This is a genomic window from Insolitispirillum peregrinum, assembly GCF_900156605.1.
Lineage (GTDB): Bacteria > Pseudomonadota > Alphaproteobacteria > Rhodospirillales > Rhodospirillaceae > Insolitispirillum > Insolitispirillum peregrinum.
Map to the genome: position 1 here is coordinate 1 of NZ_FTOA01000014.1, position 19,165 is coordinate 19,165.

The following is a 19,165-nucleotide window of genomic DNA, read 5'->3' on the forward strand; positions in this document are numbered from 1 at the left end:
ATCAGGATTTCCCCCAGCAGAGGCGAGACGGTTTTGTCGTCCAGCGGCGTGATGGAGATCTCGCTGTCATCCATCACGAACAGGAACACATCCTCAATCGCCGTTTTCGGGTGCAGCGTTGACAGGAAAATGTCCCATTCCAGATAGCAGCACAGTGGATCAAGGTATTCGAGGCTCGGAATGGCCTCGGGCAGGGCCACCACGATGCACTCCCCCAGCGCCCGCAGCTCGTCCAGCAAGCCGAGAGGATTGGTCCCGAAGACCATCGTCTGCGGGGCCAGACGGCAACGGATGTGCCAGCGGCGCTGGCCGTCATCCTGAACAGGGACGGCCTCGGTGGTTTCGGGGCCGCTTTCCGGTGGAGCATCGGGGGAGGCCACCACCACACCGGCCATCAGCGACAGGAATGTCTGCGTCAGCCGTGCGCCGCGCTCGACATCATTGTGCTGCGCCAGCAGATCGCGAATATGATCTTCGGCTTCCAGCGTGGCGGCAATCAGCTCGGACGACAGGCTTTGTTCGCCGTCACGCACTTTCTGAAAAGCGCCTTCGACGTGATGGGTGAATTCGGCCACCGCATCAAAACCGAACATCGCCCCCGAGCCCTTGATGGTATGCAAGGCCCGGAACGCCCGGTTGACCAGTTCCGAATTGTGCGGATCATGCTCCAGATCAAGCAGAGCGGCCTCCAGATCCTCCAGAAGCTCGGCTGCTTCCTGAAGGAATGTCTCGGCAGGTGATGGCGTCGAAGCAACCATGACACGACCCTTTTTACGGGAAACAGCCTCATTCCACGGGGCGGGAATCAGACATCATCAGGATGGAACAAGGCAAAAGCTGCCCCTTGGCAGAGCCGCACCGGCGGCGCCTGCCTTCAGTCCGCTGCTGCCCGAAGGCAGGCGGGTATGATGGTGGAATGGTGTCGGCGTCCAGAGGCTGACGGAACCCCGTCAGGTCACCCCAGGAAGCGCTTGACGACAGCCAGAAGTTGCTCTTGCTGGAATGGTTTGACGATCCAGCCTGTTGCTCCGGCTGCCTTGGCAACAGCCTTTTTGCTGTCGTCGGATTCCGTGGTCAAAAAAACAATCGGGACAAAACGGCAGGTCGGCAGGGTGCGCACCTGCTTGATCAAGGTCAGCCCGTCCATCCGCGGCATGTTCAGATCGGTCAGGATCAGGTCAACCGGTCCCTTGGCCAGAACCTCCAGTGCATCCTGCCCGTCAACGGCGGTCCGCACAGCGTACCCCGCCCCCTCAAGGGCGAAGCTCACCATCTGGCGCATGCTGGCGGAATCGTCAACGCTCAAAACAACTTTCGACATTTATCCCTGACCTCCAGCCCAAAAAGAATCAAACCAGCCCTTGCCACCATCACCGGGGCGCGCCAGCCCGGCCCGGGCAAGGGTATCGGCCAGGGCGTCTGTTGCCGGAGCAGTCAGTGAGACGGCAATGCCCCGCGCCTGCCCCATTTTTCGGGCAGCGAGCAAAAGTTGTAAAAACGAGATATCCATTTCATCAGTTGGCATGCAATCCAGCCAAACTGTTTGCACATCCCCTGCCGACAACGCGGCCATCAGGTGGTCTTTGGTCTGCTCGGCCTCTGCAAGTGTTTGCCGACGATCAAACGTTAATCGTATTTCGGTGCCGCTACGATTGATTTCTACCATGGCGATCCTGTTTATCCATATCGCTGCTATGGATTTAATTAAACTAAACACGGGAATTATGCAAGATGATTCCGTATTTTACGAATATCAAGTAATAATGAGTGTGCTTGTTTCCATTCAATCATGAAGGGAATTACTGTACGTGATCACTACATGTTTTCTGCATATTTATGAATCTCGCGAGGGGGGGGAATTTTTTTGAAAGAATTTCAGATGATAATATCTCTAAACTGAATGTTTTTATAAATATACTTCTATAACAGAAGAGATTCAGAAGCAGGGATGAGAGAGATTAGCGGTAACAAATCTGTATCTATACAATAAAATACAACGCCCTGTGCGGGGTATGGCGACCCCATTAACATTCCTTCATTTCATGTCAGGATCATGGTCTGTGGAGCCTTTTCATTCATTTACTTATATAGTAGTGTTCATATTAGTTTTTTAAAAATAATTATGAAAATATAGGAAGATACCCTCTGGGACTCCCTATTTCAAAGGAGTGCGAACCGGGTGTCAGGGTGGGGATCCCGGACCGGGCGCACCGGATCCCCGTTCCCGTTACACTGATCGGCTCAGACCGCCATCGACGCGAATGTTCTGGCCGGTGATATAGCCCGCACCGTCGGACAGCAGGAAGGCGACGGTGGCGGCAATCTCTGCCGCCGAGCCATAGCGTTGCATCGGAACACTGCTTCGCCGTTCTTCGGTGGCGGGCAGGCTGTCGATCCAGCCGGGCAGGACGTTGTTCAGGCGGATGTTTTTCGCCGCGTACTGATCGGCAAAAATCTTGCTGAAGCTGGCCAGACCGGCGCGAAACACCGCCGAAGTCGGGAACATCGCCGACGGCTCGAACGCCCAGGCGGTGGAGATGTTGACGATGGCACCGCTCCCTTGGGCTTCCATGATCGGCGTCACCAGTCGAATCGGGCGCACGGCATTCAGGAAATAGACCTCCATTCCCTTGTGCCAGTCTTCGTCGGTGATATCGAGGATGGGGGCACGCGGGCCATGCCCGGCGGAGTTGACCAGCGCGTCAATCCGGCCCCATGTTTCGACCGTCAAATTGACCAGCCGCGTGAGGTCATCGACCGACTGGTTGGAGCCGGTGACGCCGATGCCGCCCAGCTCCTGCGCCAGTTGTTCGCCCTTGCCGGACGACGACAGAATCGCAACACGATAGCCATCCTGCGCCAGTTTGCGGGCGCAGGCCGCGCCCATCCCTGAGCCACCTGCGGTAATGATCGCTACTTTCTCGCTCAACAGAGCCTCCGTATTTGCAAGCCGCCGGTGGGCGGCGATGTTTGAAACTATGGCAGGAAAACTGCGGTCCTTCGCCTCAGAAAGATTTGTCCGATGCGATAGAAAAGGTGGTGGAGGGTGGGGATTAACCCATCCGGGGAATACTCGTTCCGCTGCGCTGCTGGTCATATCTCTGCCGATGGTTTTCAGAACGACGGGGAGGGGTTGCAATGACGGTGACACACAGGCTGCTGCCGGTGCTGGCCGGGGCGATGGTGCTGGGAAGCGGGCTGGCCGCTCACGCCGCCGACGCGCCTGCCGGGTTGACGCTGTACGAGGCGGACGGGGCGCGGGTGGCCTTTGACTTTGCCGCCGGGGCCGGGGTCTTTTCTGCCAGTAACGCCCGGCTGGGGCAGGGGATTACCTCGCTGGATGATGGCAGTACGCAGAAAGACCTGAACTGGGCCGAAGCCTATGTCAAACCGGGCCTGTCGGTGCGGCTGGACAGCCAGTCCATCGGCTCGGTCTATGGAACGGTGGCGGTGATCGGCTCGACCACGCAAGGGGATGGTGATGCCTTTTCGGCCACCGGCACCCAGTTGACCCACGGCGGGGTATCGCATGGCGACCTTGAGCGGGCGGCGCTGGGGTGGGCCTCGGGCGATCTGCTGTGGCAAAAGGATGCGCTGGACCTGTCGGTCGGGCGGCAGGATTTCGTACTGGGTGATGGTTTCCTGTTGGCGGACGGCAATGCTGATGTCGGCAAGGAAGGCGGCTACTGGTTTGGTGCCCGCAGTGCCTGGAGTAACAGCATGGTTGCCCGGCTGGGCTGGGACCCGCTGGAAGCCGATGCCTTCTGGCTGAAGAGCGACCAGAATTCCGGCAACATGGAAATCCACGGCCTGAACCTCGAAGCAAAGCGCGAAGGGCTTGGCTCGGTGGCGGTGGCCGGAATGCGGATCAGTCAGGATGATCCCAATGCCTCGGGGCTGTTTGGCAGCGATGGCGTCAACAGCCTGCGCAAGGGCATGAAGGTGTGGGATTTCCGCGCACAAGGCACGCCGCTGCCGATGTTGCCGGACCTGTTCCTGTCAGCGGAATATGTGCAGGAAAGCAATGACACCGACGGGCGGCGGCTGGATGCCAACGCCTGGTATGGCGAGATCGGCTATACCTTCTCCGATGTTCCGTGGTCTCCGAGCCTCAGCTATCGCTATGCCCACTTCAGTGGCGACGACAGCACCACCACCAGCCAGTCGGAAGCCTTTGATCCGCTGCGCTATGGCATGGTGCGTGGCTGGGGCTCGTATTTCCATGGCGAAGTCGCCGGGCAGTACCTGCTGTTCAACAGCAACGAAAACCTGCACATGATCCATGCCACCGTCTCGCCGCTGGAAACGGTGCAGGCCGGGGTGATCTATTATGATTTCAGCCTCGATCAGGCCAGCGCCGGGGCCAGCAAGGACTATGGGCAGGAAGTGGACCTGCATGTGGACTGGATGCCGCTCGACTGGCTGACGGTCAGCGGGGTCTATGGCCGTTTCATGCCGGGGGCGGCGGCGAAAACCGCGCTGGGTGGTTCGGACAGCATGGATGTGATGGAGCTGGTTTCGACGGTGAAGTTCTAAAATACAGGACTCACCAGCAAATCCCGAGCAGATGGACTCATCTGCGACGACGTATTTGCTACAACAGCAGACTCACCACCGTGCATTCCCCATCCGGGGTATTGACCGTTCCGGCGCTGCGGGCTTCCCTGTTGCAATGCACAGAGGCAAAAGGGAGGCCGGGCGATGGAGGCAGCGGTTGGGGTTGTCGGCGGTGGCCCGGCTGGCGCGGCGCTGGCCATCGAACTGGCGCGATTGGGGGTGCCGGTGCTGGTGATCACCAGCCCGCGCCCCCGTCGGCGTTTTGAAGGCCTGTCAGACCGTACCGTCGCCCTGTTGCAGCGGCAGGGCTTTGCCCATGCCTGTGCCACGCTGGGCGAGGCGGGTGAGCGGCAGGCGCACTGGAATGGCGTTGCCAGCCGCCACAACCGCGAATATCTGGTCGAGCGTTCGGCCTTTGACCGGGCGCTGTGCGACGACCTGCGGGCGCAGGGAATTACGGTGCTGACCAGTGAGGTGCGGTCGCTACAATGGCAGCAGAACCACTGGCACATCACCTGTGGCGCACAGGTGGTGCGGGTCGGCTTTGTGGTCGAGGCGCGGGGACGGGCGGCGCCAGCAGGGCAGACGCGGCTGCGCGGTCCGGCCTCGCTGGCGGTGGCCCGCTTTTACCACGGCCCGACGACCACCGACGCAACGGCGGTAATCCCCTTTGCCGATGGTTGGGCGTGGCTGGGGCGGGCGCAGGACGGTCGGCGGATGGTGCAGTTTACCGTCGATGCCGACAGTGTGCCGGGGGCAGGTCATCAGGCGCTGACCAGCCTGCACCAACGGCTGTGCGCTGATGTGCCCGAGGTGGCGGAGTGGGTGCCCGACGGGGTGCAGGCCGATGGCCCGGCGGTGGCGCGCGCCTGTGACACCTATCTGCGCGATGACCTGGCCGGAGCAGCCTTTCTGCGGGTTGGTGATGCCGCCTGTGGCTATGATCCATTGTCGGGGCAAGGGGTGTTTCTGGCACTGGCCGGGGCGTTGAGCGCCGCTGCCGTGGTGCGGACCTGCGTGGAGCGTCCGCAGGATGGCGCACTGGCCCGGCAGTTTTATTCTGACCGCTTGCTGGGGGCTTTCGCTGAAAAGACTGCCCTCGGGGTGGCGTTTTATCAACAGGAACAGCGGTGGGCGGATCGTCCATTCTGGCAGCGGCGCCGCGAGGTGCTGCCGGTGCCGGTGCCGACCGTGGCCGGGCTTCAGCGGGTACGCAGGCCGGTTTTGGCCGACGGCTGGATCACCGAGCAGGAGGTTTTGCTCACCCCCCGCCATCCACTGGGGGTGTGGCGGGTCGAAGACGTGCCGGTTCCGGCGCTGCTCGATCATGTGCGCCAGTCGGGGGCCTCGCTGGGGGACTATGCCGCACGCCACCAGTTGGCATTGCCGCAGGTCGAACGGGCGGCCTTGTGGCTGCAACAGGTTGGAGCCTTGGCATCATGAGCCGCAGTCGAGGCATCCGCAGCGGGGCGTCGGCCCATCCTGACACCGGCAAAGCCCTGCGCGAAGCCATCGGGCGCGGCCATGACACGCCAGGCCTTGTTTGCGTGCTGGTTCCGCACCAGCGCGACCGTGACGAGATGACCAGCGTCCTCCGCCAGTCGTTTCCCGGCGCAACCGTGGTTGGCTGCACCACCGCCGGGCAAATGCACTGGGGCAGTTATCAGGACGATATCGTCTCGGTGGTCAGCTTTGCCGCCAGCGAGTGCGTCGCGGTGGCCGAGCGGGCCGATGGCATGTCTTCGCTCAGCCTGAAAGACGGCTATGGGCTGGGCATGCGGGCGTTGGGGCGGTTGCGGGCACAGGGCATTGAACCGAATGCCTCGTCCTGCTTTGCCCTCACTTTGCTCGATGCCCGCTTTGGCAACGAAGACGTGCTGATGACCGGGCTGCGCTCGGCGCTGGGGGATATTCCCCTGTTCGGTGGCGGGGCCAGTGATGGTCTGGCCCCGCGCGATGTGGCGGTGTTCCATGACGGAGCCTTTCGGCAGGATTGTGTCGTGCTGGTGCTGGTCAGCTTGCGGCGGCACTTCAAGGTCTTTTCCACCCACCATTACCGCCCGTTGCCGGAAGACCTGATTGTCACCCGCACCGATGCCCGCCACCGGGTGATCGAGCAACTCAATGGCCGCAGTGCCGGCGAGGAATATGCCCGCGTGCTGGGGGCCAGCATGGCCGAATTGCAGCAATCCGATGCCTGGTTGCCGCCGATGATGGTCAAGGTGGGGACCAGCTACTTCACGCGCGGGGTGGCCCGGATTGATCAGCACGGCTTTTTGCATCTGGCCTGTCCGGTGTCGCCCGGATTGCAGTTGCGGCTGGGCGAGACAACGGCGCTGACCGAAAGCCTGACCGCGCTGGAGCAGGAAATCCGCGAGGAAATCGGTGAACCGGAGCTGATTCTGGGGGCAGAGTGCCTGATGCGGCGGGTCGAAGCCCAAAGCACCGGCCAGTTGGCGGAACTGGATGTGTGGTTCCGCCGCAACCGGGTGGTCGGCTTTTGCGCTTACGGCGAGCAATACCGCTCGATGCACCTCAACAACAGCTTTACCGGCATCGCCATCGGTCCCCGCCGCACGGTGTCGCGGCGGGATGAGGAAATTGCCCGCCTGAAAAGCGAGAACGAGCGTTTGCGGCGGGTGGTCGATGCCCAGCGCGAGCAGGTTGACCGGGTGATGAGTGCGGGCAGCGATACCTTTGGCCTGTTCCAGAACGCGGTGCTGCTGGAAGAAATGGTCCAGCGCCGCACCGAGGAACTGGCCGAAGCCAATCGCAAGCTGCAAGGCGAACTGGCCCGCCGCCGCCGCACCGAAGAGGCGTTGCGGCAGGCCCGGCAAGAGGCGATCAAGGCCAACCAGTCAAAGACCCAGTTCGTCGCCGGGGTCAGCCATGACATGCAACAGCCGCTGAACGCCATTCGCCTGCTGCTGGGCAGGCTGGAGCACGAACTGTTGTCGTCTGGCGGGGCCAAGGCGATGCGTCAGATTGACAGCAGCCTGCAAACGCTGGAAACCATGCTGAAGGATTTCTTCGACATCAGCAAAATGGATGCCGGTGGCTATGTGGTGTCACCTTCGACCTTCCGGCTGGGGCCGGTGTTACAGGACATTGTCCGCGAGTTTCAGCCACAGGCCACCAGCCGCAACCTGAAAATCAAGCTGGTGGACAGTTCTGCACTGGTGCAGTCCGATCTGGTGATGGTGCAGCGGGTGCTGCGCAACCTGTTGAGCAACGCCCTGCGCTATACCCCGTCAGGGCGGGTGTTGCTGGGGGTGCGGCGGGAAAGCCGGGGGGTGCGGGTGGCGGTGATCGATACCGGCATCGGGTTGCCGGAAGACGCCCTGACCGACGTGTTCCGCCCTTATTTCCAGATCAACCACCCGGATGTGGTGGTTCGCCGTGGCTCGGGGTTTGGTCTGGCGGTGGTGGAGCGGATTTGTACCCTGCTGGGGGTACGGATTCAGGTGCGCTCGGTGCTGGGGAAAGGTTCGAATTTCTCGATCCTGCTGCCCTATGGCCGCCGCGAAGACTTGCCGCGCCTGTCGGAGGAAAAGCCGCAGGCGGCTATCCCGACCCCGTTGTCGGGGGCGCATGTGCTGGTGGTCGAGGATGACCGCGCCGGGCAGGAGGGCCTGCTGGCGCTGCTGGAGGCGTGGGGATGCCGGGCGATGGCGGTGGGCAGCCCGGAAGAGGCCGAGACCTTTCTGATGCGCAGCGATACCGCCCCCGATCTGGTGATCTGTGATTATCATCTGGGGCTGGGCAAAACCGATGGCTTGCAGGTGGCGCAGCAGGTGGCGGCGCAGGCCGGAATGGTGACGCCGCCGGTGGTGATTTCCTCTGACCCTGACCCGTCCCTGCGGCGGGATATCACCGCCAGCGGTGCGCTGTTTGTCGCCAAGCCGCTGAAACCGGCCCGCCTGCGGGCGACGCTTGCCAGTGCCTTGCAAACGAAGGGGACAGGCAAAATCTGATGTATGATCGTGTTTGGTATTCTCTGGTCGTGTGATGTCGATGTTCAGCTCCCCCCTGTCGTCCGAAGACTCCTTTGTTACTCTCAACAGCGTGCTGATTGCCGAAGATCACCCGCTGTTCCTCGAAGCCCTGACCAGCGTCGCCGGTCTGCTGGCCGAGGGCGTGCAGTGCGTGACCGCCGAGGATTGCGCCTCGATGCTGGCCGCCATTGAGGGCGATGACAGCTTTGACCTGTTGCTGCTCGATTACTTTTTGCCCGGCTCGCAGGGGTTCGGGGCGTTGATGGATGTGCGGGCCAAGGCGCCGGGGATGCCGGTGGTGATTGTCTCGTCGCTGAACGATGCCGACATCATTCGGCAGGCAGCGGCGCTGGGGGTGGCCGGGTTCCTGTCGAAATCAGCCCGCCGCGAAGACATGGTGGCGGCGCTGAAAACCGTTCTGGCCGGGGGAACCTGCTTCCCGCCCGAAGCGATGGGGGCACCACGCAAGACCTCGCGGCTGGAGGACGACCACGGCGAGCCGTTGACCCCGCGCCAGATGGAGGTGCTGCAATCAATGGCGCAGGGCAAATCCAACAAGGAAATCGCCCGCGACCTGTCGATCAGTCAGGAAACGGTCAAGGTCCATGTCTCGGCCATCTTGCGGCGGCTGGGCTGTTCCACCCGCACCCAGGCGGTGATGGTTGCCCGCGATTATCTGGGGTAGGGGGGGGGAGGGCGTATCCTCTGGTGACGATATGGACATCCCAATAAACCAGTACCCGCAGTTACGGCAGCTTTGCTGGAATCGTCCCGACGATGCTGTCGTGGATGGCGAGACTGCCCTTGCCCTCTATGAGCGCAACTGGCGCTTTGTTGATCTGGACGAGATGCGTCCTCATGAGCGGACTCTGTTGGAACACCTTGTTGCCATCTATGGGAACGGTCACTTCCTGCCCGGTTGAAGCCTTGTCTTTCCCAACAGAATGGGGTCCGGGGCCTCAAGGCCCCGGCGAGGTGTGGAGCAGCGCTCCACCAACTGCCGATCCTCCGAAGGCCACAGGGCATACCCCATCCGGGGAATTTGCCCCGGCGATGGCTGCCCCTAGCATGACCTTCATCAAGCGGCTTGCGGGGTGCGCCCGCGACAAGACCGCAGGCATGGAGGCACTGTTCAATGACCATCGCTCTTTCTCCCTCGGCATCGCTGTCGCTCGGCACGCAGGCGTTCCTCAACCGCCCCAAGCGGCTGTTCATCGGCGGCGAGTGGGTTGAGTCTCGCTCGGGCGAGATGATTCCGGTGCTCAATCCGGCCACCGAACAGGTGATTGCACAGGTGCAGGCGGCGAACGCCGACGACGTTGATCTGGCGGTGGCGGCCGCCCGGCGGGCGTTCGAGGGCGAGGCGTGGAGCCGGATGCGGCCGGTGGACCGCGAGCGGCTGTTGCTGCGTCTGGCCGATCTGCTGGAGGCCAATGCCGACGAATTCGCCCAGCTCGAGGCGCTTGATAACGGCAAGTCGGTGACGCTGGCCCGGCAGATTGATGTGGCGCTGGCGATTGACTTCCTGCGCTATGTGGCGGGCTGGGCGACCAAGATCGAAGGCAGCGTGCTGCCGGTGTCGGTGCCGTTCAACCGTGAACGCGATTTCTTTGCCTACACCAACCGCCATCCGATCGGGGTGGTCGGGCAGATCATTCCATGGAACTTCCCGCTGATGATGGCCTGCTGGAAGATCGGCCCGGTGCTGGCGACCGGCTGCACCACCATCCTGAAGCCCGCCGAACAGACGCCGCTGTCGGCGTTGCGGTTGGCCGAACTGGTGCAGGAAGCGGGCTATCCTGCCGGGGTGGTCAACGTGATCACCGGCTATGGCAACCCGGCCGGAGCGGCGCTGGCGGCCCATCCGGGGGTGGACAAGGTGGCCTTTACCGGTTCGACCCGCACCGGCAAGCTGCTGATTGATGCCGCCCGTGGCAACCTCAAGCGGCTGACGCTGGAACTGGGCGGCAAGTCACCGGCGATCATCCTGCCCGATGCCGATCTGGATCTGGCGATCCCCGGCGCGGCGATGGCGATTTTCTTCAACAACGGTCAGGTGTGCGCGGCTGGCTCGCGGCTGTATGTCCATCGCTCGATCTTTGACCGGGTGATGGCGGGCGTGGCCGATGTGGCGCGCTCGCTGAAGGTCGGCAACGGGCTGGAACCGGATACCATTCTGGGGCCGGTGGTGTCGCAACAGCAAAAGGACACCGTTTGCGGCTATCTGCGTGCCGGTCTGGAGGCCGGGGCCGAGGCTTTGGTGGGCGGCAAGGCGATGGACCGGCCCGGCTATTTTGTCGAACCGACCGTTTTTGTGAATACCTCGTCCGACATGAGCATCGTGCGGGAGGAAATTTTCGGGCCGGTGGTCTGCGCCCAGCCGTTCGACGAGGTCGATCAGGTGATCGCAGCGGCCAATGATTCACCGTTCGGGCTGGCGGCGTCGTTGTGGACCCGCGATCTGGCCCATACCCACCGTCTGGCCAGCCGACTGAAGGCCGGAACGGTGTGGATCAACTGTCACACGGTGGTCGATGCTGCCATGCCGTTTGGCGGTTTCAAACAATCCGGGTGGGGCCGCGAACTGGGGCGGGCCGCCATTGATAGCTACACAGAAGAACAATCGGTCTGTGCCATGCTGTAAGCCGTTACAGCGTGCGGCGGGATCTGGTCAGGGGATAGCAAACGATGAAGCGAACAGTGTCCGTGACGGCATCGTGGATGGTGGGGGCGGCCCTGCTGGCCGGGGCTTCGGCTTCGGCTTCGGCGGCAGGCGCAGCCGAAACCAGCGGTGTGAAGATGATCGAGGAAAATTGCGGGTCATGCCATACGCCGGACAGCAGCGGCAAATTCCCGCGCATTTCCGATATCCGCAAATCGCCCGAAGGCTGGGACATGAGTGTGTCGCGCATGCAGCGCTGGCACGGGGTCACCGTTTCGGCGGAAGCGCGGGCGGCAATCGTCAAGTACCTGTCTGACACGCAAGGGTTGGCACCGAGTGAAAGCGAGCCGTTCCGCTATGCGCTGGAACAGCAGCCGGGGGCGATGGAAAATCTGCCGGACCCGGAGATGGTGCAGATGTGTGGCCGCTGCCACAGCACCGCCCGCCCCGGCCTGCAACGGCGGGATGCCGCCGAATGGAAACGCCTGATCAACACCCACGTCGGGCAATGGCCGACGCTGGAATTCCAGTTGCTGTCGCGCGACCGCGACTGGTGGACCATCGCCACCACCACCACCACCGACACGCTGGCGAAGATGTGGGGCTTCAAGAGCAAGGCATGGGATAGCTGGAAGGGCCACAAGACCCCGGACCTGAAGGGAACGTGGGCCGTGGCCGGTCATCAGCCGGGCAAGGGGGATTACAGCGGCACCATGACCGTCAGTGGCGGTGCTGGCGACCGCTTCGATGTGCGCTATGACCTGTCCTATGCCGATGGCTCGGTGCTGAAGGCGGATGGGGCGTCAGTGGTTTACACCGGCTATGAATGGCGCGGAACGGTGACCCTGAACGGGGTTGAAAACCGCGAAGTGATGACGCTGTCCGCCGATGGCAAGACCCTGTCCGGGCGCTGGTTCGGCAGTGTCAACGACGAGTTGGGCGCTGACGTTACCGCCGTGAAGACCGACGGCAAGCCGACCCTGATCGCTGCCCAGCCGATGGCGCTGAAGGCCGGTGAGCGGGCGATGGTCTCGCTGGTCGGGGACAGCTTGAAGGGCGCGGTCAGCTTTGGGCCGGGCGTGACGGTGATCGACAGCGAAAGCAAGCCGTGGGGCCTGTCGGTGGTGGTCGAGGTTGCCGCCAGGGCGGCGGAGGGCCCGCGTGAGGTCAGTGTGGGCGGTGCCTCGCTGAGCAAGGGTGCGGTGGTCTATGATGCGGTGGACCGGGTGACGGTGGAACCGCCGATGATGATCGCCCGCGTTGGTGATGGTGGTGGTCCGCTGCCGCGTCATTACGCCCAGTTCGAGGCCATCGGTTATCTGAACGGCAAGGACGGCAAGCCCGGCACCGCCGACGACATCCGTCTGGGGGCCTTGCCCGCCAGCTGGAGCCATGACAACTTCGACGAAGCGGCCAAAGAGCTGGAGGATGCCAAGTTTGCTGGCTCCATCGACAGCAAGACCGGCCTGTTCACCCCCGGCGAGGCCGGACCGAACCCGCTGCGCGCCTACAAGACCAACAACGTTGGCAACCTGAAGGTGGTGGCGCAGGTCGATAACGGTCAGGGCAAGCCCCTGAGCGCCGAAAGTCACCTGATTGTCACCGTCCAGCGTTGGGTTGACGGCTGGATTCGGTAAACGGAGACTGCGCCATGACGGCTTTGCGACTGAAGACCAACGACGTTCATGAAGTCCATGCCGATGGGGCCCATATCCTGTTCCACATTCCGTCAACCAGCCTGTTCGAGCTGGACGAGGTTGGCGGTGCGGTCCTGTCGTTGTTCCGCGACAGGCCGCAGGTGGAGCCGGACGATATCCGGGCTTCGTTCGAGGGGCGCTTTGCCGCCCCCGAGGTGATCGACACCATTCAGGGGCTGCTGACGCTGGGCATTCTGGAAGATGCTGCCTGCGCCAGTGCGCCGCTGGAGGCTCTGGTGCCCGAGCGGCACCCGCTGACCAATCTGGTGCTGAACGTCACCACCGGCTGCAATCTGGGCTGTACCTATTGCTACAAGGAAGACCTGACCACCCCGATGGCGGCGAAAACGATGGCGCTGGACGATGCCCGGCGCTCGGTTGATCTGCTGCTGGCGGAATCACAGGACCGCGAGCGGGTCTCGCTGGTGTTTTTCGGCGGCGAGCCGCTGACCAACATGCCGCTGATCCGGGCGGTCACCGACTATGCCGAACAGGCCGCCGAGGCGGTGGGGAAGGGCATTGACTTCTCGCTGACCACCAACGCCACCCTGCTGACGCCAGAGATCAGCAGCTGGCTGGATGATCACCGGTTCGGGCTGACGGTCAGCATGGACGGCTACCGCGAACTGCACGACAAGAACCGCAAGACCATTGGCGGCAAGGGTACCTATGACGTGGTGGCCCGCAATGTGCGCGACCTGCTGGGGCGCTATCGATCGCGGCCGATCGGGGCACGGGTGACGCTGACCGCCGGGGTGGTCGATGTGGTCGGCATCCATCGCCATCTGCGCGATGAACTGGGCTTTTACGAGGTGGGATTTGCTCCGGCGACCTCCACCGATCTGGCGATGTTCAGTCTGGATGACGATGAAACCGGCGAAGTGTTCCGCGCCTTCCGCTTTCTGGGACAGGAATATGTTGATGCCGCCATTCGTGGCGAAAACACCGGCTTTGCCAACATGCGCACCCTGCTGAAGACGCTGGCCGAAGGGGCGCGCAAGTCGGTTCCCTGCGGTGCCGGGCTGGGGCTGTTGTCGGTCGATGCCGGGGGCAAGATTAACCTGTGCCACCGCTTCACCGGCTCGGAAATGGGGACCTTTGGCGACATCCACAGCGGCATCGACCGCACGGCGCTGAACGGTTTCATCCGGCAGGCGGCCACTCGTACCAGCAACCCGGCCAACGGCTGCAGCTCGTGTCGGGTCCGGCATATCTGCGCCGGTGGCTGTTACCATGAATCCCATGCCAAATTCGGCGATGCGCTGCACCCGGTGTACCACGTTTGCGACAGCATCCGTGACTGGGTGGACTTTGGCATCAGTTCTTATGCACGGCTCCAGCGAGAGAACCCCGGGTTCCTGCAAAGCCATGTTCAGTTTCAGACGGAGTTCCTGCAATGAAGCACGTTAAACCGTTGAATGCCAAGGCTGCCTTGCTGGAAAAGGCCGCGGGCGAAGGCCGCGCCGAGGAAGTGCGGGTGATGCAGACGGTGGTTGCAGGCTGCGCCACCACCACCGATCCGGGCTGGGAAGTCGATGCCTTTGGCGGCACCGCTGCCCTGTGCTCGCCGATGGAAGCCGACCTTTACGGCTGTTCCGATCCCTGCTGGTGGCCGGCGCAGGTGCCGGACAACATGGCGACCTATACCAACTGGACCGACGGCAGTGATTCTGCGCCGCGTGACTGGCGCAACCTGCAAGCCGTTTTTCCGGGCAAAAAGTAACGCGAGGGGGCATACGATGGCATTTCAGTTCAAGACACTGGCCCGCCGGATGGCGCTGGCCGGAACCGTTGCTGCCGTGGCTTTGGGCGCGTTGGCGTCAACCGCGTCGGCGAAGGATTACCTGTTGACCGGCTCGCATTCCGGCAAGCTGTTCCTGTTTGACCCGGCAAAGCGCACGCTGGTGCGGGAAATTTCCCTGCCGGGCGGTACCCCGCTGGGGGTGCAGCCATCCAGCGACGGCAAGATCGTTTACGTGATGAACGACAAGCTGGGGGCGCTGAACGGCGTCGAGCTGGATACCGGCAAGCCGGTGTTCCATGCCTCGCTGAGTGACGGTGACGTGCGCGGCAAGGGCTTTGTCGGGCTGGCCCTGTCGCGTGATGACAAGGAACTGTATGCGGTTGTCTATCGCACCCGCCTGCACAAGACCGAATACGAAGTTCTGCAACCGGAAATTCAGGTGTTTTCGGTTGCCGATGGACTGAACGCCAAGCCGGTCCGTACCTTCCCGGTGGCCCGCCAGACGGCGCAGATTCATTTCTCGACCGATGGCAGCAAGCTGTACGCCATCGGGGCCAATGTCGATATCCTCGATCCCAAGACCGGGGCCAAACAAGACTCGTTCCCGCTGCGCGACGGCAACCGCCCGAACCTCAGCGCGCCCGACATGCTGGCGATCTGGAGCCAGCACAGCCAGACCAACGTCTGGACAGCGCCGATTTTCTCGGCCCGCACCGACCTGCCGCAGACCGACCCGGCGGCGTTCCAGACCGGCATCATGCAGCTTGATCTGGCCAGCGGGCAGATGCGGATGGACGAGTTTGAAAACACCAGCCATGTGATTTTCTCGTCCACCCTCAACCCGGCCAACCGCGACGAGGTCTATACCGTCTATACCCAGTTGTCGAAGGTCAACATCCGCGACAAAACGCTGGTCAAGCGGGTGGAACTCGACCACACCTATTATGCCATCAACATTTCGGCCGATGGCAAAGAGGTCTATGTCGGGGGCACGATGGACGACATTGCGGTCTATGACACCGCCACCCTGAGCAAGATCGGCAGCATGTCCCTGCCCGATGGCAGCGACATGGCGGCGTCGTGGATGCAGATTGTGAAACGGGATTGATGGACGGAACAGACTCCGACCAGCTGCGCCAGCACCGGCGCTGGATGGTGGCCTGGGTGGCAGGATTCCTGCCGCCCCGGTTGCGCCGTCTGGCGGTGGTGCTGGCGTTGTCGTTGCTGGCCACCGCCGCCGGGCTGGTGCAGCCGATGCTGACCAAGGCGCTGATCGATCAGGCCTTGCCCGACCGGCGGATGGATCTGGTGATCCTGCTGTGTGGTGGCCTGTTCGCCATGTCGGTGTTTTCATTGCTGTTGGGGTACGGGACGCGCTTGCTGTACGTGCGGGTTTCGGGCGACCTGTTGTTTTCCCTGCGGGAATCGCTGTTCCGCCACCTGATGAGCCTGTCGCCGCGCTGGTTTGCCCGTGCCCGCGAGGGCGACCTGTTCAGCCGTCTGGATGGCGATATTACCGAGGTCCAGCGCTTTACCCTCGACGGTGCGCTGGCGGCGATCAATGCCACCTTTGCCCTGATCGGGGCGGTGATTGCAATGATCAGCCTGAGTGTGCCGCTGACGCTGATGTGTCTGGCGGTGCTGCCGTTGCAGATGGCGCTGGTGGCACGCTTTCGTCCCCGTATCGAGCAGCAGACCCGGCAGGTGCGCCAGCGGGCGGCTGATCTGGGGGCGTTCTTTTTCGACACTTTGCCCGCCGCCAAGGTCATTCAGGCCCATTCGGCGCAAGAGCGGGAAAGCGACCGCCTGCACCGGCTGAACGGTCTGTACCTTGACGAGCTGCTGCGGCAGGAGCGTCTGGGGTTCTTTGCCGGTGCCGGACCGTCGCTGATCATGAGCGCGGCAACGGCGCTGATTTTCGTCTTTGGCGCGGCCAGTGTGCTGGGTCAGAGCCTGACCATCGGGGCAATGGTGGCCTTTACCTCCTATCTGGGGCGGGCGGCGGCTCCCTTGCAGTCGTACCTCGGCCTGTGGGTGGCCAGTCGGCGGGCGCTGGTCAGCCTCGACCGTCTTGCCGAGCTGCGACTGGTGCCGCCAGAGGTCTGTTCCCCAGCCTCGCCGCAGCCGTTGCCAGATCCGCTGCGCGGGGCGGTGTCGCTGCGGCAGGTGATGCTGGGCCATGATCGACAGCGCCCGCTGCTGCGGGATTTGTCGCTGGAGATTGCCGCAGGCTCCAAAGTGGCGCTGATCGGGCCGTCGGGGTGCGGGAAAAGCACTCTCTGTGACCTGCTGTTGCGGCTGTATGACCCCGATCAGGGCGAGGTCTGTCTGGATGGCGTGCCGTTGCCGCGTCTCGATCTGCTGGCGTTGCGGCAGGTGGTGGCGGTGGTGGCGCAGGATGTGGTGCTGTTGCCCGGTTCGCTGGCCGACAACATCGCCTATGGCGTCGCCCATCCCACCCGCGAGGCGATCGAGCAGGCCGCCGAAACCGCCGGGCTGGCCGAGGTGATCGCCGCGTTGCCGCACGGGCTGGACAGTCCGGTCGGCAGCCATGGCCGCCTGTTGTCCGGCGGGCAGCGGCAGCGGGTGGCGCTGGCGCGGGCGGTGCTGCAACGGCCCCGGGTGCTGATCCTCGACGAAGTCACCACCGGCCTTGACCCGGCCCTGCGTGATGCGGTGCTGGCGACGCTCGACCGGCAATTCGCGGACTGTACACGGATCATCGTTAGCCATGACCCGCAGGTGATGGCGGGCTGTGATCAGGTGGTGGATCTGGAGCATTGTGCGAAAAGTGGGAACCGGTTTTCGCAACAACAATGCGGCAACGTAAGATATGAGATCAGTGGGCGTCACAGTTGACGGCCACTGATCGGGGGGCAGTGTCATGCGTGTCGGGGTGATTGATACCGGGCTGGCTCCTGCCGTGCTGGCGGCGGGCGGGGTGCTGCTGGGCGAAGGGCAGGAGGCGCACGGCCACGGGGTGCTGACCTCGACCCTGTTGACGGCGACCATCCCGCCGTCAGCCCTGTTGTGTGTGCCGGTGTTCGATGAGCGCGGCGTCACCACCCCGCTGGCGGTGGCCGAAGCCCTTGACCGCCTGTGTGCCGAAGGGGTCGGGATGATCCTGCTGGCGTTGGGACTGGCCCATGACCGCGACGTGCTGCGTGATGCCTGCCTGCGGGCGGTGGCGGCGGGTGTGCTGCTGGTGGCGTCGGCTCCGGCACGCGGCGGAGCCTGCTATCCGGCGTCCTATCCGGCGGTGATCTCGGTCTGTGGCGATGCCCGCTGTCAGGATGGCGAGGCCAGTTGGCTGGGCGGAACCCCGGCGCTGTTCGGGGCCTCGCCGTTGCCGCCGTCTTCGGCTCCGCGCACCATGGCCGGGGCCAGCATGGCCGCCGCCCGCTTTGCCGCCTGGGCTTATCCCCGGCTGATCGACGCGCCGGATATCGCAGAAGCCCTGCGGACTTTTCCCGCTGCCTGTGCTTATCATGGGCGGGAACGGATTGGTGGGGGGATGCATGACGAAAACGGTGGTGATGATCGGCGCCCTGCTGGCAGCAGCGGTGCTGATGCCGCAGCGGGATGCCGGGGCGGTGGTGATTCTGGACAGCACATGGCGTGAAGACGGCGGCAGCAAGGGGCAGGAGAGCAAAGGCTTCGCCTCGGCGCTGGCGCTGGCTGCTCAACCGCAATTCGCGGCGGTGTTGGCGTTTGCCAGTGATGGCACAACGTGGGGCGAAGCATCGGGAACGTGGATCGGCAACGACGACCAGAACCGCGCCTACATCCTGACCGCCGCCCACGTCTTTGAACTGCCCGCCCGCACGGATGCCTATGTGGTGCGCGGGCCGAACGGCAAGATACTGAAGATCGACAAACTGTGGCTGCATCCGCGCTGGAACGGCGATACCGACACCCGGACCGGCTATGACATTGCCCTGTTGCGCCTGAGCGGCCCGGTCACTGGTATCGGCGAGCCGCCGGTGCTGTATTCGGGCAAGGCCGAAGCAGGCAAGCTGCTGACCTTTGTCGGCTATGGCAGCCGGGGCATCGGCAGCACCGGCCAGCAGGACCGTTTTTACAGCGGATCGGACAAGGCAGCGGCGCAGGGGGTGGTGGACCAGTTCGAGCCGTTCGACAAAACCGCCTCGGACAGCGACGACGCCGGGAATTACCTCGGCGTGTTCCTGCCAAAAGAAGACGGCAGCCTGAAAAACCCCTATGGCGGCAAGAACCGCCCGGTCAACCGGCTGGTCGGCCTGCTGGGGTCCGGCGACAGCGGCGGCTCGGCATGGATTCAGACTGGCGGTCAGTGGCTGCTGGCCGGGATCAATTCCAACGGCGACAACAACGCCGAATACGGCAGCTCGTCATGGTTCTGCCGGGTGTCGCCGCACCGCGAATGGATCAGCCGCATTTTCCCGGCGGCAAAGTTTCAGGGGGAGTGAGGGGGGCAATACATGTTAGAATAGGAGTAAAGGTGTGGAGCACTGCTCCACACCTCGCCGGG

The 19,165-nt window shown here is 63.2% G+C and carries 17 protein-coding genes; 13 read left to right on the forward strand and 4 right to left on the reverse strand.

Annotation, left to right across the window (positions count from 1 at the left end; all coding sequences use genetic code 11):
• The 4 genes from BW995_RS19750 to BW995_RS19765 all read right to left on the reverse strand — a co-directional run.
• Positions 1-758: Hpt domain-containing protein (locus BW995_RS19750; protein WP_175617138.1), on the reverse strand; the 758-nt coding region annotated here is incomplete at its 3' end.
• A 197-nt stretch (positions 759-955) separates the two neighbouring features.
• Positions 956-1,321 (reverse strand): response regulator, encoded by a 366-nt coding sequence (locus BW995_RS19755; protein WP_076402161.1) that lies wholly within the window; start codon positions 1,319-1,321, stop codon positions 956-958.
• Entirely contained in the window at positions 1,322-1,666 is a 345-nt protein-coding gene (locus BW995_RS19760; protein WP_076402162.1) for an STAS domain-containing protein, read from the reverse strand.
• Positions 1,667-2,227: 561 nt separating this feature from the next.
• A complete protein-coding gene (locus tag BW995_RS19765) occupies positions 2,228-2,929 on the reverse strand; it encodes an SDR family oxidoreductase (RefSeq protein WP_076402163.1) in 702 nt (233 codons plus the stop codon).
• 209 nt (positions 2,930-3,138) lie between these two features.
• Between BW995_RS19765 and BW995_RS19770 the strand changes: the two genes are divergently transcribed.
• From BW995_RS19770 to BW995_RS19830, 13 genes are all read left to right on the forward strand, one after another.
• Complete coding sequence (locus BW995_RS19770) at positions 3,139-4,536, forward strand: alginate export family protein (RefSeq protein WP_076402164.1); 1,398 nt, start codon at positions 3,139-3,141, stop codon at positions 4,534-4,536.
• 165 nt (positions 4,537-4,701) lie between these two features.
• Positions 4,702-6,000: a flavin-dependent monooxygenase QhpG gene (qhpG, locus tag BW995_RS19775; RefSeq protein WP_076402165.1), complete on the forward strand. Its 1,299-nt coding sequence runs from the start codon at positions 4,702-4,704 to the stop codon at positions 5,998-6,000.
• Positions 5,997-8,531 carry an FIST N-terminal domain-containing protein gene (locus tag BW995_RS19780; protein WP_076402166.1) on the forward strand — a complete coding sequence of 845 codons (2,535 nt, stop codon included), beginning with the start codon at positions 5,997-5,999 and terminating at the stop codon, positions 8,529-8,531. The genes qhpG and BW995_RS19780 overlap by 4 nt, the downstream gene beginning before the upstream one ends.
• A gap of 40 nt (positions 8,532-8,571) precedes the next feature.
• Positions 8,572-9,237, forward strand: a complete 666-nt coding sequence (locus tag BW995_RS19785; protein WP_076402189.1) for a response regulator transcription factor — start codon at positions 8,572-8,574, stop codon at positions 9,235-9,237.
• A gap of 100 nt (positions 9,238-9,337) precedes the next feature.
• Complete coding sequence (locus BW995_RS19790; protein WP_217696151.1) at positions 9,338-9,475, forward strand: hypothetical protein; 138 nt, start codon at positions 9,338-9,340, stop codon at positions 9,473-9,475.
• Between the two features lie 212 nt (positions 9,476-9,687).
• On the forward strand, positions 9,688-11,196 hold the full coding sequence (locus BW995_RS19795; protein WP_076402168.1) for an aldehyde dehydrogenase family protein: 1,509 nt from the start codon (positions 9,688-9,690) through the stop codon (positions 11,194-11,196).
• Positions 11,197-11,240: 44 nt separating this feature from the next.
• Entirely contained in the window at positions 11,241-12,851 is a 1,611-nt protein-coding gene (gene peaA / locus BW995_RS19800) for a quinohemoprotein amine dehydrogenase subunit alpha (protein ID WP_076402169.1), read from the forward strand.
• Positions 12,852-12,865: 14 nt separating this feature from the next.
• Complete coding sequence (peaB, locus tag BW995_RS19805) at positions 12,866-14,311, forward strand: quinohemoprotein amine dehydrogenase maturation protein (protein WP_076402170.1); 1,446 nt, start codon at positions 12,866-12,868, stop codon at positions 14,309-14,311.
• Positions 14,308-14,634 carry a quinohemoprotein amine dehydrogenase subunit gamma gene (qhpC, locus tag BW995_RS19810; RefSeq protein WP_076402171.1) on the forward strand — a complete coding sequence of 109 codons (327 nt, stop codon included), beginning with the start codon at positions 14,308-14,310 and terminating at the stop codon, positions 14,632-14,634. The genes peaB and qhpC overlap by 4 nt, the downstream gene beginning before the upstream one ends.
• A 16-nt stretch (positions 14,635-14,650) precedes the next feature.
• Positions 14,651-15,763: a quinohemoprotein amine dehydrogenase subunit beta gene (peaD, locus tag BW995_RS19815; RefSeq protein WP_076402172.1), complete on the forward strand. Its 1,113-nt coding sequence runs from the start codon at positions 14,651-14,653 to the stop codon at positions 15,761-15,763.
• Positions 15,763-17,514 carry an ABC transporter ATP-binding protein gene (locus BW995_RS19820; RefSeq protein ID WP_076402173.1) on the forward strand — a complete coding sequence of 584 codons (1,752 nt, stop codon included), beginning with the start codon at positions 15,763-15,765 and terminating at the stop codon, positions 17,512-17,514. Before peaD ends, BW995_RS19820 begins: the two co-directional genes overlap by 1 nt.
• A 25-nt stretch (positions 17,515-17,539) precedes the next feature.
• Positions 17,540-18,277, forward strand: coding sequence for a subtilisin-like serine protease QhpE (gene qhpE / locus BW995_RS19825; protein ID WP_076402174.1), 738 nt, complete (start codon positions 17,540-17,542; stop codon positions 18,275-18,277).
• Positions 18,174-19,103, forward strand: a complete 930-nt coding sequence (locus BW995_RS19830; RefSeq protein ID WP_076402175.1) for a trypsin-like serine protease — start codon at positions 18,174-18,176, stop codon at positions 19,101-19,103. Before qhpE ends, BW995_RS19830 begins: the two co-directional genes overlap by 104 nt.
• Positions 19,104-19,165 lie beyond the last annotated feature (62 nt).